General features: G+C 44.7%; 16 protein-coding genes. 9 read left to right on the top strand and 7 right to left on the bottom strand.

Annotated features, from left to right (window positions below; genetic code table 11):
- Window positions 1-5: 5 nt before the first annotated feature.
- The 3 genes from MVI27_RS05845 to MVI27_RS05855 form a co-directional block, all read right to left on the bottom strand.
- Window positions 6-188 carry a hypothetical protein gene (locus tag MVI27_RS05845; protein WP_246959874.1) on the bottom strand — a complete coding sequence of 61 codons (183 nt, stop codon included), beginning with the start codon at window positions 186-188 and terminating at the stop codon, window positions 6-8.
- A 76-nt stretch (window positions 189-264) separates the two neighbouring features.
- Complete coding sequence (locus MVI27_RS05850; protein WP_246959875.1) at window positions 265-1,107, bottom strand: isoaspartyl peptidase/L-asparaginase; 843 nt, start codon at window positions 1,105-1,107, stop codon at window positions 265-267.
- Window positions 1,108-1,119: 12 nt separating this feature from the next.
- Window positions 1,120-2,010, bottom strand: coding sequence for a cyanophycinase (locus tag MVI27_RS05855; RefSeq protein WP_246959876.1), 891 nt, complete (start codon window positions 2,008-2,010; stop codon window positions 1,120-1,122).
- 194 nt (window positions 2,011-2,204) lie between these two features.
- Here MVI27_RS05855 and cphA point away from each other — a divergent pair, with 194 nt between their 5' ends.
- The 6 genes from cphA (at window position 2,205) to MVI27_RS05885 (ending at window position 9,265) form a co-directional block, all read left to right on the top strand.
- Window positions 2,205-4,835, top strand: a complete 2,631-nt coding sequence (gene cphA, locus MVI27_RS05860) for a cyanophycin synthetase (RefSeq protein ID WP_246959877.1) — start codon at window positions 2,205-2,207, stop codon at window positions 4,833-4,835.
- Between the two features lie 100 nt (window positions 4,836-4,935).
- Entirely contained in the window at window positions 4,936-6,024 is a 1,089-nt protein-coding gene (gene dnaX / locus MVI27_RS05865) for a DNA polymerase III subunit gamma/tau (RefSeq protein ID WP_246959878.1), read from the top strand.
- Between the two features lie 254 nt (window positions 6,025-6,278).
- Window positions 6,279-6,647, top strand: a complete 369-nt coding sequence (locus MVI27_RS05870) for a hypothetical protein (RefSeq protein ID WP_246959879.1) — start codon at window positions 6,279-6,281, stop codon at window positions 6,645-6,647.
- A 24-nt stretch (window positions 6,648-6,671) separates the two neighbouring features.
- On the top strand, window positions 6,672-7,739 hold the full coding sequence (locus tag MVI27_RS05875; protein ID WP_246959880.1) for a chorismate mutase: 1,068 nt from the start codon (window positions 6,672-6,674) through the stop codon (window positions 7,737-7,739).
- A 2-nt stretch (window positions 7,740-7,741) separates the two neighbouring features.
- Complete coding sequence (gene rsgA, locus MVI27_RS05880; protein ID WP_246959881.1) at window positions 7,742-8,668, top strand: ribosome small subunit-dependent GTPase A; 927 nt, start codon at window positions 7,742-7,744, stop codon at window positions 8,666-8,668.
- A 177-nt stretch (window positions 8,669-8,845) separates the two neighbouring features.
- Window positions 8,846-9,265, top strand: coding sequence for a nucleoside-diphosphate kinase (locus tag MVI27_RS05885; protein WP_246959882.1), 420 nt, complete (start codon window positions 8,846-8,848; stop codon window positions 9,263-9,265).
- Between the two features lie 59 nt (window positions 9,266-9,324).
- Here the strand turns inward: MVI27_RS05885 and rpe are convergent, their stop codons facing one another.
- Both rpe and MVI27_RS05895 read right to left on the bottom strand, forming a co-directional pair.
- The gene (gene rpe, locus MVI27_RS05890) at window positions 9,325-9,975 is read right to left on the bottom strand and encodes a ribulose-phosphate 3-epimerase (protein WP_246959883.1); all 651 of its coding nucleotides are present in this window, start codon (window positions 9,973-9,975) and stop codon (window positions 9,325-9,327) included.
- 22 nt (window positions 9,976-9,997) lie between these two features.
- A complete protein-coding gene (locus tag MVI27_RS05895) occupies window positions 9,998-11,074 on the bottom strand; it encodes a M42 family metallopeptidase (RefSeq protein ID WP_246959884.1) in 1,077 nt (358 codons plus the stop codon).
- A 57-nt stretch (window positions 11,075-11,131) separates the two neighbouring features.
- Between MVI27_RS05895 and MVI27_RS05900 the strand changes: the two genes are divergently transcribed.
- The gene (locus MVI27_RS05900) at window positions 11,132-11,836 is read left to right on the top strand and encodes a DUF4294 domain-containing protein (protein WP_246959885.1); all 705 of its coding nucleotides are present in this window, start codon (window positions 11,132-11,134) and stop codon (window positions 11,834-11,836) included.
- Window position 11,837: 1 nt separating this feature from the next.
- On the top strand, window positions 11,838-12,629 hold the full coding sequence (locus MVI27_RS05905; protein ID WP_246959886.1) for a S1/P1 nuclease: 792 nt from the start codon (window positions 11,838-11,840) through the stop codon (window positions 12,627-12,629).
- On the opposite strand, the gene MVI27_RS05910 is transcribed toward MVI27_RS05905, so the two are convergent.
- Together MVI27_RS05910 and mnmC2 are read right to left on the bottom strand one after the other, a co-directional pair.
- Window positions 12,624-13,040, bottom strand: a complete 417-nt coding sequence (locus tag MVI27_RS05910) for an NUDIX hydrolase (RefSeq protein ID WP_246959887.1) — start codon at window positions 13,038-13,040, stop codon at window positions 12,624-12,626. The two genes, MVI27_RS05905 and MVI27_RS05910, sit on opposite strands and share 6 nt — an antisense overlap.
- Before the next feature lie 45 nt (window positions 13,041-13,085).
- On the bottom strand, window positions 13,086-13,760 hold the full coding sequence (gene mnmC2, locus MVI27_RS05915; protein WP_246959888.1) for a tRNA (5-methylaminomethyl-2-thiouridine)(34)-methyltransferase MnmC2: 675 nt from the start codon (window positions 13,758-13,760) through the stop codon (window positions 13,086-13,088).
- 84 nt (window positions 13,761-13,844) lie between these two features.
- Here mnmC2 and MVI27_RS05920 point away from each other — a divergent pair, with 84 nt between their 5' ends.
- Entirely contained in the window at window positions 13,845-14,918 is a 1,074-nt protein-coding gene (locus MVI27_RS05920) for a branched-chain amino acid aminotransferase (protein ID WP_246959889.1), read from the top strand.
- The last annotated feature ends 16 nt before the right edge of the window (window positions 14,919-14,934 follow it).

The raw sequence follows: 14,934 nt of genomic DNA on the forward strand, positions 1-14,934 counted from the left end.
TTTTTCTAAGGCTGGGTTTGCAGTGAATCCAGCTTTTCCTCATCGTATAAAGCAGCCGAATCCACACCGGCGTTTCTTTTAAAATCCTTGTCGTGTTCTGCTTTAAATTCCTCGCGTTTTTCTTCTTTTTGCGCGCAGCTGAACAGAAATACAGAACCGAACAGTGCGGCGAATAATAGCTTTTTCATAATAGTTTAATTTAATAGAAACTATAGTAGCAAAAAGAGTGCGAAGCTAATTTTTGTTGGGAAACGCTTCGGCTTTTTACTCAAAAATATTAAACTGGTCGCCATCGAAAGAAGCGTAGACCATGGTGGGTTCAGAGTCCTGATGGAAGATATTGCCGTTTCTGTCAATCGCAATTGCGCCCGCAAATCCATTGATTTCCTTTAATTCGGAAAATGTTTTTTCAAACGCGGCCGAAAGCGACATTCCATCCGTTACGCGGGTCACGATTTTAGCAGCCGTTGCATTGCTCACGATATCTTCACCTACACCGGTACAACTTACGGCACAGTGTGCATTGGCAAAATTTCCTGCGACTGTAGCGGAGTCCGAAATCCGGCCCGGCAATTCAAAACCTTTTCCGCCTGTGCTGGTGGCGGCAGCTAATTTGCCATTCGCATCCAGCGCGACGCATCCTACGGTGCCTTTGCCACCGTTGGCTTTCTTTTCTTCAAATTCCCGGCGACGCTGTTCGGTTTCCGGCGAATATTTTTCAAAGCCATGCTGCTGGGCATACAAACATGCGCCTGAATCACCCAAAACACGGTCATCTTCATTTTTTAGAGCAAGAGCCAGCTCAATCGGGTTGCGAACATGCTCCACGTTCATCACCCCGCTGAAACGCTGGGTTTCTCCGTTCATCAGCGCTGCGCTCATCCTGATTCTGCCATCGCTTTGTATCTGAGAACCGGTTCCCGCATTAAAAAGTTCATCGTCTTCCAGCAGTTTTACACCATAGACCACAGTTTCTTCTGCGGTATGATTTTTTAAATATGCATGTGTTTTTTCAGCAATTGATTTTAGTGCGTTTTGTTTTGCCACTTTGACCTCATGCGACTGTTCGCTCTCGGAGAAAAATCCTCCGTGTATAATAACTTTCATTTTAAACTTTCTTTAATTGACTTCCTGTGGCACTGCCTTATACTGGCTATTGACAATCGTGAGTTCTTTGGTCTTTAAATCAAAAAAGTCATTTTGCGACATCACATGCACCGTCAGATTATCAATTGAAATAGGTTTTCCTAATTCTACGTTGGTCAGGTTCGTATCTTTAATGAAACGTCCATCCACTAAAATAACAAGGCCGGAGCCAATAGCAGTCATAATATCTTTATAGATATACAAGCCGGTGTCTTCACCCAGACCGATTCCGAGCGTGCGCGGATTGTTCACCACCGCCTGAAATAACCGGCCAATTCTGCCGCGTTGCACAAAATGGGTATCTACAATTACGTTTTCAATAAAACCTAATCCCTGGGTGGTTTTAATTTCGCCTTTCAGCAGCGCTTCACCGCTGGAACCCTGATAAATCATATTTTCAGAAGATGCTGCGGCACCGGCAGAAGTTCCTGCATAAATAAAATCTTCTTTGAGATATTTCATGAGGATGATATCATGAAAGCGGCTGCCTCCCAGAATGGAAGTTAATCGCAGTTGGTCACCGCCGGTAAACATAACTACGTCTGCTGCGGCTGCACGCGCCGTGATGGCATCACTGTTGGCCTGTTCGCGGTTGGTGATATCCAGTATGTTCACATTTTTAGCACCGAGAAACTCGAAAGCTTTCTTATATTCCGGTCCGACAATCTGCGGGATTTGCGAGGCGGTGGTGATAATTTCAATAACGCTGTCTTCTTTCAGGCGGCTCTCATTTATCATCTTCCGCAGGATTCCGCGTTCGAAAAAGTTGAGGTTTTTCTCTATGTTATTATCGTAGTCGACCTCCGAAAAGCTGCCTTTGTTTACGGCTCCCCCGATGATCATAAGTTTTCCAACTGCTTCCATAAATGCAAAATTAAAAAATATATTTAGCTCAGGGAGATACAATTCTGCTTCCAGAATGTAAGAGTGGTCCGTAAAATGCTATCAGCAGGAGGAAAACTTAACCTTAAATAAATTTATTTATAAAAATTTTCAGCAATTCGCTTATCTTTACGTAAATCAAGATTCGCGACTTCAAATAAAGATTACATTACTATATGAAAATTGAAAAAATACAAGTTTTACGGGGACCGAACATCTGGAGTATTCGCCGGCAGAAGCTGGTACAGATGCGGCTGAACCTCGAGGAGGTTGAACAACTGCCGACCAACAAGATTGATGGCTTCCGCGAACGGCTGGAAGCTCTGATTCCTTCGCTGCACACGCATCGCTGCTCGGAAGGCGTCGAAGGCGGCTTTTTTCAACGGGTAGAGATGGGCACCTGGATGGGCCACGTCATTGAACACATTGCCCTGGAAATACAGACACTTGCGGGTATGGACACTGGTTTTGGTCGTACCAGAGAAACCAAAACGCCGGGCACTTATAATGTCGTTTTCAGTTATCTTGAAGAAAACTGCGGCGTATTTGCCGCCGAAGAATCAGTGGCAATTGCCGAAGCGCTGATCGCGGGCGAACCTTATGACATTGATGCCTGCCTACAGCAACTGCGTGAGATCCGCGAAAAAGAACGACTGGGGCCTTCCACCGGAAGCATTGTTCAGGAAGCAGTTGCCAGAAGAATTCCGTGGATTCGCCTGGGCAAGAATTCTCTGGTGCAATTGGGCTATGGTGTAAACCAGCAGCGTTTCCAGGCCACCATTACCGGCAAAACCAGTTCTATTGCAGTGGAAATTGCCTGTAATAAAGAGCTTACAAAAAAAATGCTGACCGACGCAGCTATTCCTGTGCCCGGCGGAACCGTAATCTCGGATGAAGCCGGCCTTAAAAAAAAGGTCGAAGAACTCGGTTTTCCGATTGTTCTGAAACCGCTGTATGGTAATCATGGTAAAGGTTCTACGATTAATATCCAGGATTACGAAACGGCTTTGCAAGGACTTGAGTTTGCGCAGAAGTTTTCCGAAAAGGTTATTATAGAAAGATATATTTCAGGCTACGACTTCCGTGTTTTGGTGATTGATAACAAAATGGTAGCAGCCGCACGACGCGTTCCGGCACACGTGATCGGAAACGGAAAGCTCACTATTCAGGAATTGATCGATAAGGAGAATCAGGATCCGCGCCGCGGTTTCGGCCATGAAAATGTCTTGACGGAAATAATCGTTGATAAGGATACCCACGCGCTGCTGCAAAACCTTAAGTACACTTTAGAGTCAGTACCAAAAAGCGGTGAAATTATTTATTTAAAATCCACTGCCAATTTATCGACCGGCGGAACTTCTATTGATGTTACAGATCTCGTGCATCCGGAAAATATAACGCTGGCGGAACGTGTCTCCCGTATTGTGGGACTGGATGTATGCGGTATTGATATTATCGCTGAAAACCTGACCCAACCTTTAAAAGAAAGCGGTGGCGCCATCTTGGAAGTAAATGCCGCGCCCGGCTTCAGGATGCATCTCGCGCCCGGAGAAGGTCTGCCGCGGAATGTTGCAGCGCCTGTAGTTGATATGTTATATCCACCGGGCAAACCGGCCACCATTCCCATTATCGCTGTTACCGGAACCAATGGTAAGACTACGACCACCAGATTAATTGCCCATATCGTCAAAAGCAATGGCTACCGTGTGGGATTCACCACCTCAGATGGAATCTATATTCAAAATACGATGCTGAGCAAAGGGGATACAACCGGTCCTTTGTCAGCGGAATTTGTATTGAAGGATCCAACTGTGGAATTTGCCGTGCTGGAAACTGCGCGCGGGGGAATTTTGCGCTCCGGCCTGGGTTTCAGTTCATGCGATATCGGTGTTCTGACCAATATTAAAGAAGATCATTTGGGTCTGAGCGATATCCACAGTCTTAAGGATCTTACCCGAGTTAAAAGAGTTGTGCTGGATGCGGTGAAAAAAGACGGTTGGAATATTCTCAACGCTGAAGATGAATATTCCATGAAACTTCTGAATGACCTCGATGCAAGAGTGGCTATTTTCAGCCTTGATGAAAACAATCCGCACATTAAAAAATTCTCCAGGGAAGGAAAAATATGCTGCGTTTTCGAGGAAGGTTTTATCACCATTAAAAAAGGCGATTGGAAAATCCGGATTGCGAAAGCCAACAATATCCCGATCACGATGGATGGAAAAGCGAAGTTCATGGTCGCCAATGTCTTGGCGGCATCGCTGGCTGCGTACCTTTATGGTTTCGGAATTGAGGATATTGCTAATTCACTCCGCACTTTTATTCCAAGCCCCATGCTCACACCCGGCAGGCTCAATGTTTTTAAATTCAAGAAGTTTAAAGTGCTTATTGACTTTGCGCATAATCCGGCCAGTTATGAGGCCATTGAGGATTATCTGAAAAATGTGGAAGCGACCAAAAAAATAGGAATTATTTCCGGTGTTGGAGACCGCCGGGATAGCGACATTAAAGAATGCGGCAAGATTGCCGGTCGCATGTTTGATCACATTATCATCCGAAATGAGCGGCATCTGCGTGGGAGAACGGAGGAGGAAATTAATGAGTTGCTGATCGCCGGAATTCTGGAAGCGGGCCGAAATGTTCACTATGAAAATATTCCCAAGGAAACCGAAGCACTGAAACATGCCATAAGCATGGCTGAGGAAGGCACTTTTATTACTGCTTTAAGTGATGTGGTGGCAAATGCGATTGATCTTGTGCAGGAATATCAGCAAAAAGAAATCCTGGAAGAAGGAGGTTCGGCTTAAGGATTATACACTTTAATTTAAACCGGTGATTGCAGTTCATACAGAAGGGCAGTCATCGGTTTTTCCTTTTATTTTTGATTTAATTCCGTACTTTTGACCAATGGAAAATTTTGTAGTTTCTGCCCGCAAATATCGTCCTCAGGAGTTTGATACGGTCGTTGGCCAATCGCACATTACGGATACGCTGGAGCATGCCATTGCTGAAAATCAGTTGGCACAAGCGTTGCTATTCTGCGGCCCGCGCGGTGTGGGTAAAACGACCTGCGCCCGCATTCTGGCGCGCAAGATTAATGAGCGCGACGGATCTACTTCGGAAGACAATTTCAGCTATAATATTTTCGAGCTGGATGCAGCTTCCAATAACTCGGTAGATAATATCCGGGAACTCACCGATCAGATTCGTTTCGGTCCGCAGGTCGGGAAATACAAGATTTATATTATTGATGAGGTGCATATGCTTTCGCAGGCGGCCTTCAATGCTTTCCTGAAAACCCTGGAGGAACCACCGGCACACGCAATTTTTATTCTCGCCACTACAGAAAAGCACAAAATCATTCCGACGATTTTATCCAGATGTCAGATTTTTGATTTTAAAAGAATTACGATCGAGGATATCCAGCAGCATTTAAAGAAGATTGCAGAAAAGGAGGGGATTTCCTACGAAGATGACGCATTATATTTAATTGCCCAGAAAGCAGACGGCGCACTTCGGGATGCGCTTTCCATTTTTGATCGCCTGGCAACTTTTTGCCAGCGAAACATTACCATGGCCAAGGCCGCCGAGGTGCTGAATGTTCTGGATTACGAGCAATACCTCAATATGGCCTCACTTTGTTTTGATAATAAAATAAGTGAAGCTTTGGTTTCTTTGGACGAAATTATCCGTCGCGGTTTCAGCCCGCACATTTTTATCGGTGGAATGGGCAGCCATTTCCGTGATCTGATGATGTCGCAACACCCGCAGACTCTCTCACTCATTGAAGCCAGCGAGCATACGAAGCAGCGTTTCCGTGAAGAAAGCGCGAGATGGACACCACAGCAGTTGGTGGATGCAGTGGAAATCTGTAACCATGCCGATATTAATTACAAATCATCTAAAAACCCGCGGCTGACGGTGGAAATTGCACTCATGCAACTCTGTTCACTGACAGCGGCAGGAGAAAACGCGCTTAAAAAAAAAAGTTCCTGATTTTACCGCCGGCTAAACTGACCGGCGATGAAAAGGCAAAAGTTACCCGACCGGCAGCGCAGGTCATTGCAGAACCAGCTCCCAAGCTTGATGCAAAAAAAACTTTTGAGCCGCTTAAAGAAGCAGCAACGCCCGAGATTAAAACAACGGCGCCGATTGGAACAAGAAGAAGCAGCTCAGGCTTTAGCATTACCGCTGCTCTGAAAAAATCAGAGAAAAAGCCTGAAGAAAACGTTCTGGTCGAAACGAAGGTTTTGCCGAGTTCGCACTGGAGCGAAACCGATTTGCACAAGGAATGGCAATTGTTTCTGCGAAAACTGCAGCAGGAAGAAGTATTGGTGTTTAATGCCATCAGCTCCTTTCAGCTCAACAAAAAAGGTGAGGATACCGTGGAAGTCACCTACCCATCTGAATCAGCCCGCACTGAGTTTGACAAGGTGCGCGCTGAGTTTTTCAATCACTTCATGCATAAGGTGAATCATTTTAACATTAAGACGGAATATAAACTTGATGTAACAATGAAGCGCGAAGTCATGACCAAGCGAAAGATTTTTGATAAATTTGTTGAAATAAATCCGGTTCTTAAAGAACTGGATGAATACTTTAAATTCGACTTTAACTAAATTTTACACCCATATTTTATCGTGATGGACTTGAAAACCCTTGAAAACAACTGGATCAACCAGTTTCCGCAACCGCTGATTATTGCCGGACCATGTAGCGCTGAAAGCGAAACGCAAATGATGGAAACCGCGCGTCTTATTAAAGAAAATAATCTGCCGGTGCCTGTCTATCGCGCGGGGATATGGAAACCCAGAACGAAACCCAACGGTTTCGAAGGTGTAGGAGCGATCGGCTTGAAATGGCTGCAGAAGGTAAAAGAAGAGTACGGCTTTAAAACGGCGACGGAAGTGGCAAATGCCTACCACGTGGAAGAAGCCTTGGCTGCCGATATTGATATTTTGTGGATTGGCGCACGCAGTACAGTGAACCCTTTTACGGTGCAGGAAATCGCCGTCGCGCTGAAAGGAACCGATAAGCCGGTGCTCGTTAAAAATCCCGTGAATCCGGATTTACCCTTGTGGATCGGCGCACTGGAAAGACTTCTGGGCCAGGATATTCATAACCTCGGGGTTATTCACCGTGGTTTCTCTAATTACCAAAAAACGAAATACCGCAATATCCCGAACTGGCAGATTGCGCTTGATTTTAAAAACGAATTTCCTAATATTCCCATGCTGGTAGATCCCTCCCACATTTGCGGGAACCGCACCGGTTTAGCAGCAGTAGCACAGGAAGCGCTCAACGTGGGCTATGAGGGAATGATGATTGAAACTCATTACCAGCCGGACGAAGCCTGGAGTGATGCTGCACAGCAAATCACGCCGGAGGTGCTGGGTTCCATGATCAATAATCTGCAGATCCGTACGCAGGATATTTCCCAATTTGATGATGAAATGGGCCGCCACCGTACTTTTATTTCTGATCTCGATTTTCAGCTGATTGACCTATTGTCCCAGCGAATGAAAATTTCAGAAAAAATCGGAACACTGAAAAAGAAGAATAATATTGCGATCTTCCAGCCAGACCGCTGGAGAGTGATTACCGAATACGCTAATGCAAAAGCTGATGAATCCGGTATGTCTGCAGAATTCATCGAGCGCATCTTTAAGGCAATCCACGAGGAATCTATTGAAGTTCAGAATAATATTTAGTAGTGCAGGGACTGATCATTAAATCTACAGGGAGCTGGTATCAGGTGCTGGAGCAGGAATCGCAGCAGATTTACGAAGCGCGCATTCGCGGAAAATTTAAATTACTGAAAACCCGCCTCACGAATCCGCTCGCTGTAGGTGATCACGTGCAGTTTAGTCTGGAAAAGGATGATATTGCCTGGATCACAAAGATTGAACCCCGCAGAAATTACCTGATCCGCAAATCTGTTAATTTAAGTAAAGAAGCCCATATCATCGCGTCCAATATTGATGTGGCGTGTTTCATCTTCACCCTTAAACATCCTGAAACTTCACTTGGTTTTCTGGACCGCTTCCTGGCCTGCTGCGAAGCCTATTCGATACGTCCGGTTATTCTTTTTAATAAGACAGATTTGCTTTTTGCGGAAGAAACTGAAATTTGTGAAAGTTTAAAACTCATGTACGAGCAAATCGGCTATCAGTGCCTGCTCATTTCTTCCTACAGTGGTCAGAATCTGGAGGCGCTGCGTGATTTATTAAAAGATCAGGTCAGTGTCTTTTTTGGCCATTCCGGCAGCGGCAAATCTACGCTGGTAAATGCCTTGCAACCCGATCTTAATTTAAGAACCTCTGAAATTTCCGAAACGCATCTGAAAGGGAAGCATACAACCACTTTCGCCCAAATGCATTTCTGGTCTTTTGGCGGCAGCGTTATCGATACGCCGGGGGTCCGCGAATTTGGAATGATCGATATGGAAAAGGAAGATATTCAGCATTTCTTTCCTGAAATTTTTGCCACCGGCAGAAGCTGTAAGTTTCACAATTGTCTCCATCTGAACGAACCGAAATGTGCCGTGCTTGCGGGACTGCAAACCGGCGCGATAGAGGAGAGCCGCTATCTGACCTATCTGAAACTTATGGAAGAAACTGAAGAGCAAAACATGGTATAAAAAAACCCAGCCGAGGCTGGGTAAAAACTAATAACCATGAAAACTCAAATTAAACATGAGAATCGTAAATCAGATTTACAAGTTCTGTGCCAAATGAAATCCGGCCGTTCTCATTGAGAATTTCAAGACAAATATATAAAAGTTTTTGTATTTTCGCACCACTAAAAAATACGATTTATGTCAGGTAATATTACATTCACCATGATTAAGCCGGATGCAGTGGCAGACGGGCATATTGGTGCAATCCTCGGAAAAATTTCTGAAGCAGGTTTTAAAATTAAAGCGATGAAGCTTACGCAGCTAACGGTGGCTGATGCAAAGAAATTTTACGAAGTACATGCTGAGCGTCCTTTCTATGGTGAACTTGTGGATTTCATGAGCTCCGGACCTATTGTCGCAGCCGTTCTGGAAAAAGACAATGCCGTAGAAGATTTCCGTAAACTGATCGGCGCGACCAATCCGGCGGAAGCTGCAGAAGGAACAATCCGTAAAATGTTTGCCAGAAGCCTGGGCGAGAACGCAGTGCACGGTTCAGACTCTGACGAGAATGCCAAAATTGAAGCTGACTTCCATTTTGCCGGCCGCGAGGTTTTCTAAATAAAGAAAATCAACGAGATAAAAACAAACCCCGCTTGCTGGCGGGGTTTATTTGTTTTTTAAAGTTTAAGCAGTTCAATGGTCCGCTCCGGGTCCGCAGAACTGAAAACAGCATTGCCGGCTACCAATACATCAGCACCCGCGTCAAAAAGTTTACCCGCATTTTCCGTATTCACACCGCCATCCACCTGGATCAGCGCTGTTGCATTATTTGCCAGAATTAAATCCTTCGTTTGCGAAATCTTGCGGTAGGTGTTTTCAATAAAGGTTTGTCCGCCAAAGCCGGGATTCACACTCATCAGCAATACCAGGTCCACTTCGTTGATGATATCTTCCAATAACAGGACAGGTGTGGCCGGATTTAAAACCACGCCAGCTTTCGCACCTTTCTGCTGAATCTGCGTAATGGTTCGGTGCAAATGCGTGCACGCTTCATAATGCACCGAGACCAAATCAGCACCGGCCTGCACAAACTGCTCCACATATTTCTCAGGCTCCACAATCATAAGGTGCACATCCTTAAATTTGGTGCTATGCTGCTGCACGGTTTTCATCACCGGGAAACCAAAAGAAATGTTCGGTACAAAGCATCCGTCCATCACATCGATGTGCAGCCAGTCTGCCTGCGATCGGTTGAGCATCTCAATGTCGCGCTGCAAATGCCCGAAGTCCGCAGAGAGCAGGGAAGGAGCGATTAATTTTGTTTTCATTCTTACTTTTTATTATACTTTATTAATGATATTTAAGTTTCATGTCCGGCTGAATTTTTAAAACCGTCTGATAAATCAAATCGATCACATGCGAAACATCTTTTTTGGAAACCATCTCCACCGTAGTGTGCATGTATCTTAACGGCAAGGAGATAAGAGCAGACGGAACACCACCGTTGGAATGAGCAAAAGCATCCGTGTCCGTACCGGTTGCCCGGCTTGCGGCGGCTCGCTGGAAAGGAATGTTGTTTTCTTTGGCTGCGTCCACAATCAATTCGCGGATGGTATGGTGCACAGAAGGGGCATAAAATACAACCGGTCCATTGCCGCATTTTTGATCACCTTCTTTCTTTTTTTCAATCATTGGTGTGCTGGTGTCATGCGTAACATCGGTGACGATTGCAATGTTGGGTTTAATGGTATCAGCAATCATGTCCGCCCCGTATAATCCAACTTCCTCCTGAACGGAGTTTGTGATATAGAGGCCGAAATGAAGTTTTTTACCGTGTTCCTTTAAAAGCCTTGCTACTTCGGCAATCATAAAACCACCGATCCGGTTATCGAGGGCACGCGAAACAAAATATCGGTCATTCAGTTCAAAAAACTGGTCAGGGTAGGTAATCATGGTGCCCACGTGAACGCCCAGTTCTTCTACTTCTTCTTTAGAGGTTGCGCCACAGTCAATAAATATATTTTCAATTTTAGGAACTGGTTTGTCAGAGCCCGCGCCGCGCGTATGAATGGCCGGCCAGCCGAACACGCCTTTAACTATTCCTTTTTCGCCATGCAGATTTACAACTTTGGAGGGCGCAATCATGTGATCCGAACCACCATTGCGAATGACGTAGATCAAACCATCATCGGTAATATAATTTACGTACCAGGAGATCTCATCGGCATGCGCTTCAATCACCACTTTAAATGCTGCTTCAGGGTTTATGATTCCGTAGCAGGTCCCGTAGTTATCGACTTCAATAGTATCTACAAACGGACGCAGATAATCCATCCATATTTTCTGCCCTTCATGCTCATATCCCGTTGGCGACGCCGTATTTAAATACTGCTCTAAGAATTGCAGTGAAGTATCTTTAAATTTCATAAAAAAAAGGTATAATTTTTGTTAGGGTAACTCCCAATTTATCAGAACGTAAAAATAATGAATTTTAAGAAACCACTTTTTGTGGTAGCCGTTTTTGCCTGTCTTTGGGCGGCGGCGCAGCAAGATTCAGTAATTGCCAGACCCATCAGTCAGTATCCGCCGGAACTGCTGAAAAGAGACGAAATGGGTAATAAATATTACTATGACCAGGCACAGAAAGCCAGGATATATGAAATCGACGGGGAAAATGTAGTAGTGATGGATGAACTGATCCTCCGAAGCAAGCCCCGTTTTAATAACCAACTTGACCAGAATTATTATTTCTTTTTAAATAAAAAGCTCAACCGCGTTTATCCTTTGTTTTTAACTGCGCTCGAACAATACCGCGAAATTGAGGACGAGTTGGCTACACTGGATAAAAAAGAGCAGCGCAAATATGTAAGCGACCGCCAACAGCAGCTCGCCGCGGAATATGAAAAACAGCTGCGTGATCTCACCACGTCGGAAGGGCGCGTTTTTGCCAAACTGATGAACCGCGCAACTGGAAAAACGGTGTACGAAATCATTCGTGAACTACGTGGCGGTTGGAGCGCCTTTTGGTGGAATGTGAAAGGAAATATTGCCGATGTGGATATTAAGCAGCCTTATGATCCGCACGCAGACCGCACCGATCTGTTTATTGAGTCCTTGCTGCAAAGCAATTGGAACAGTGGCTACTTGCAACCGTATCCGGGATATCTTACCTTTGGCAGCAAAAAATAGAATGAAACAAACTCTGAAAAACGCAGCAGTCCTGCTGGCGCTTTTATGCTTTAATTTTGGATACTCGTGGGGAACGACCGGGCATCGCGTTGTGGCAGAAATTGCCGAAAATCACCTCACACCGAAGGCGAAGCGTCATTTGAAAAAAATCATTGGCGATCAGAAACTGGCGTATTGGTCCAATTGGCCGGATTTCATCAAAGCTGATACTACCGGCGTGTGGAAAGAAACACAGCAGTGGCACTACATCAACGTGGATCCGCAGCCGAATTTCCAGAAAGTCCGTGAAGCACTTTTAGCACAGGCAGGTCCGAATATCTATACGCAGATTAAAGTACTTTCTGAGCAGATCAAGGATAAGAAAACTTCTGCCCGGGATCGCGAGATTGCCCTGCGTTTCGTTATTCACCTGATGGGAGATATGGCACAGCCACTTCATCTGGGCCGCTTCGAAGACCTGGGCGGAAATAAGATTAAAGTAAAGTTCTTTGGTGACAATACAAATCTGCACTCGCTCTGGGACTCCAAACTGGTCGATTTCCAAAAATACAGTTATACGGAATTTGCGCGCGTACTGGATGTTAAATCTAAGGAAGAGATAAAACAAATACAGTCTGGAACACTGGAGGACTGGTTGCACGACAGTCACCAGCAAGCCAACCGCATCTACCGCGAATCACAGGAAGGTGCTAGCTACGCCTACGAGTATAATTACAAATTTGAGCCGCTGCTCGAAAGACAGTTGTTGTACGGCGGTTTACGACTGGCTAAAGTCCTCAACGATATTTTATAAAAAAGTTTCCACAAGTTTTCGGAACACGACCTGATCAACGGGTAACGGGAATGGGTTCTCTTCAGCATTGAGGGGAACCCATTCGGCTTTTTCAATGCAAGGGTCCATAATGAGCAATTCGGTTTCATCTACAATGTCCGCCGTGTAATAAATGCTCAGCAGCTGTTCATTTTCACGAAACCGGGATAGCACCAAATCTTCCTGCGTATGAAAATGCGCCAGGTTTTCAATTTTCACATTCAGCTCTTCTCCTAATTCGCGGTGCAGGCAGTCCAGTACTCCTTCGTTAAACTCCAGTCCGCCGCCGGGAAATTTCAGAAGTTGTTCGCCGGCATATTCCTCTTTTAAAGCCAGCACATGGCCGTTTTTAACAATGGTTGCGTAGATTCTAACGTTTATTTTATCGATCATATTTCTGTCGGGTGAACAACAAAGTTAATAAAAAAGGTTTGCTGCTTACAGTTTGGTTGCATTGATCATTTCGCGCTTTCCGGGTGGGCCCTGTTTTTTTTCAACTTTAAAACCAAGCTCCTGCAGAAGTCTGCGCACAGAACCTTTGGAGGCATAGGTTGTCAAAAGGCCGCCGGAGCGCATGAGGTTACTAACCTTCATAAACAAATCCCTTTCCCACAGGTCAGGTTGTACCCTTGAGCCAAAACAATCAAAGTAAACAAGGTCGACCGGTTCGATGCCCAGTTGATGAAGTTCATGAAAGTCACCTTGGATTTTCCGGAGAAAAAAGCCCGGAACTATCTCTGTGAATTCATTCCATTCACATTCGTGGATTCTCCTGAATATAGAACGCATCTCTTCGTTTTCAAATAATGCTGCGTATCCCAGACTGGCAACTTCTTCCTCCGTTACCGGATATTTTTCAATCGTTGCGTAGTAGCAAACATGACATTTGTCAGTTTTAATAAATTCATCAATAGTAACTAAAACATTCAATCCTGTACCGAAACCCAGTTCAAGAATATTAATTTGCGAATTATATATTTGTTTTAATCCATTTTCGATAAAGACGTGTTTTGCTTCCTGTACGGCGCCGTGATGCGAATGATAGCTTTCCTTTAAATCACTGATATATAGCGTGTTACTACCGTCAGAAGTCGTTCTTATTTCTCTTTTCATGATTAATTTTGGCAAAAATACCGGAAATGTTTTTAAATTGAAAAATTATATTAAATTTGTAGAATATCCATTAAAAATTTTAAAATGATAATCCAGAAATCTACGAACCCAAGAATCTCCTCATTTGATCCTGAAAACTTTTCTTTCGGTGACACATTTATCGATCATATGGTCATCTGTGAATATGAGGACGGCAAATGGGGCGAACCGAAAGTAGTTCCCTATGGTCCGCTGCCTTTTTCTCCGGCAATGATGGGCGTGAACTATGGTCAGGCTTGTTTCGAAGGGATGAAAGCATATAAAGACAAAGATAATAATGTATTCCTGTTCCGTCCCGAGAAAAACTTTGCGCGGATTAATAAATCAGCCGCAAGACTTGCGATTCCGGAGATTCCGGAAGAAGTTTTTATGGGCGGGCTGAAAGCGCTCGTCGATATTGACAGAGCCTGGGTTCCGTTTGGCGTAGGAAATTCACTGTATCTGCGTCCGCTGGTTTTTGCAACAGAAGAAGTGCTGAAAGCGCGGATTTCGAATAAATATATGTTCGCTATTGTAGCAACTCCTGCTAAAAGCTATTATTCTGAACCGGTTTCCGTAAAAATTGCAGATTATTATTCACGTGCAGCGAGCGGCGGTGTTGGTTTTGCCAAAGCAGCAGGAAACTATGCAGCCTCTTTTTATCCTACCAAACTTGCCAATGAAGAAGGGTATGAGCAGATTATCTGGACCGATGACGCAACACACCGTTATTTCGAAGAAAGTGGTACCATGAACGTTTTTGTGCGCATCAATGATACGATTTATACGCCTCCCACTTCTGAAAAAATCCTAGACGGTGTTACCCGCGACAGTTTTATTCAGCTTGCAAAAAAACGCGGTATCGATATCAGAGTAGAGCCGATCGAAGTGGAAAAAGTGATCAGTGCACACAAAGACGGCAGCCTGAAAGAAATTTGGGGCGTGGGGACAGCCGTGGTTACAACGGTGTTCAAAGCCTTAGGTTATGAAGAGGAGCGGCTGGAACTGCCACAACTTCCACAGGAAGAATCCTTCGCGCTTACGCTGCAGAATGATCTGGTATCCATCCAGAATAATCTGACCGAAGATCCGTTTGGCTGGAGATATAAGGTGGAAGAGAATGTGCATGAAACTGTATAAATAGAAATATAGGAAC

It is taken from the genome of Chryseobacterium salipaludis (assembly GCF_022968825.1).
GTDB classification, from domain to species: domain Bacteria; phylum Bacteroidota; class Bacteroidia; order Flavobacteriales; family Weeksellaceae; genus Kaistella; species Kaistella salipaludis.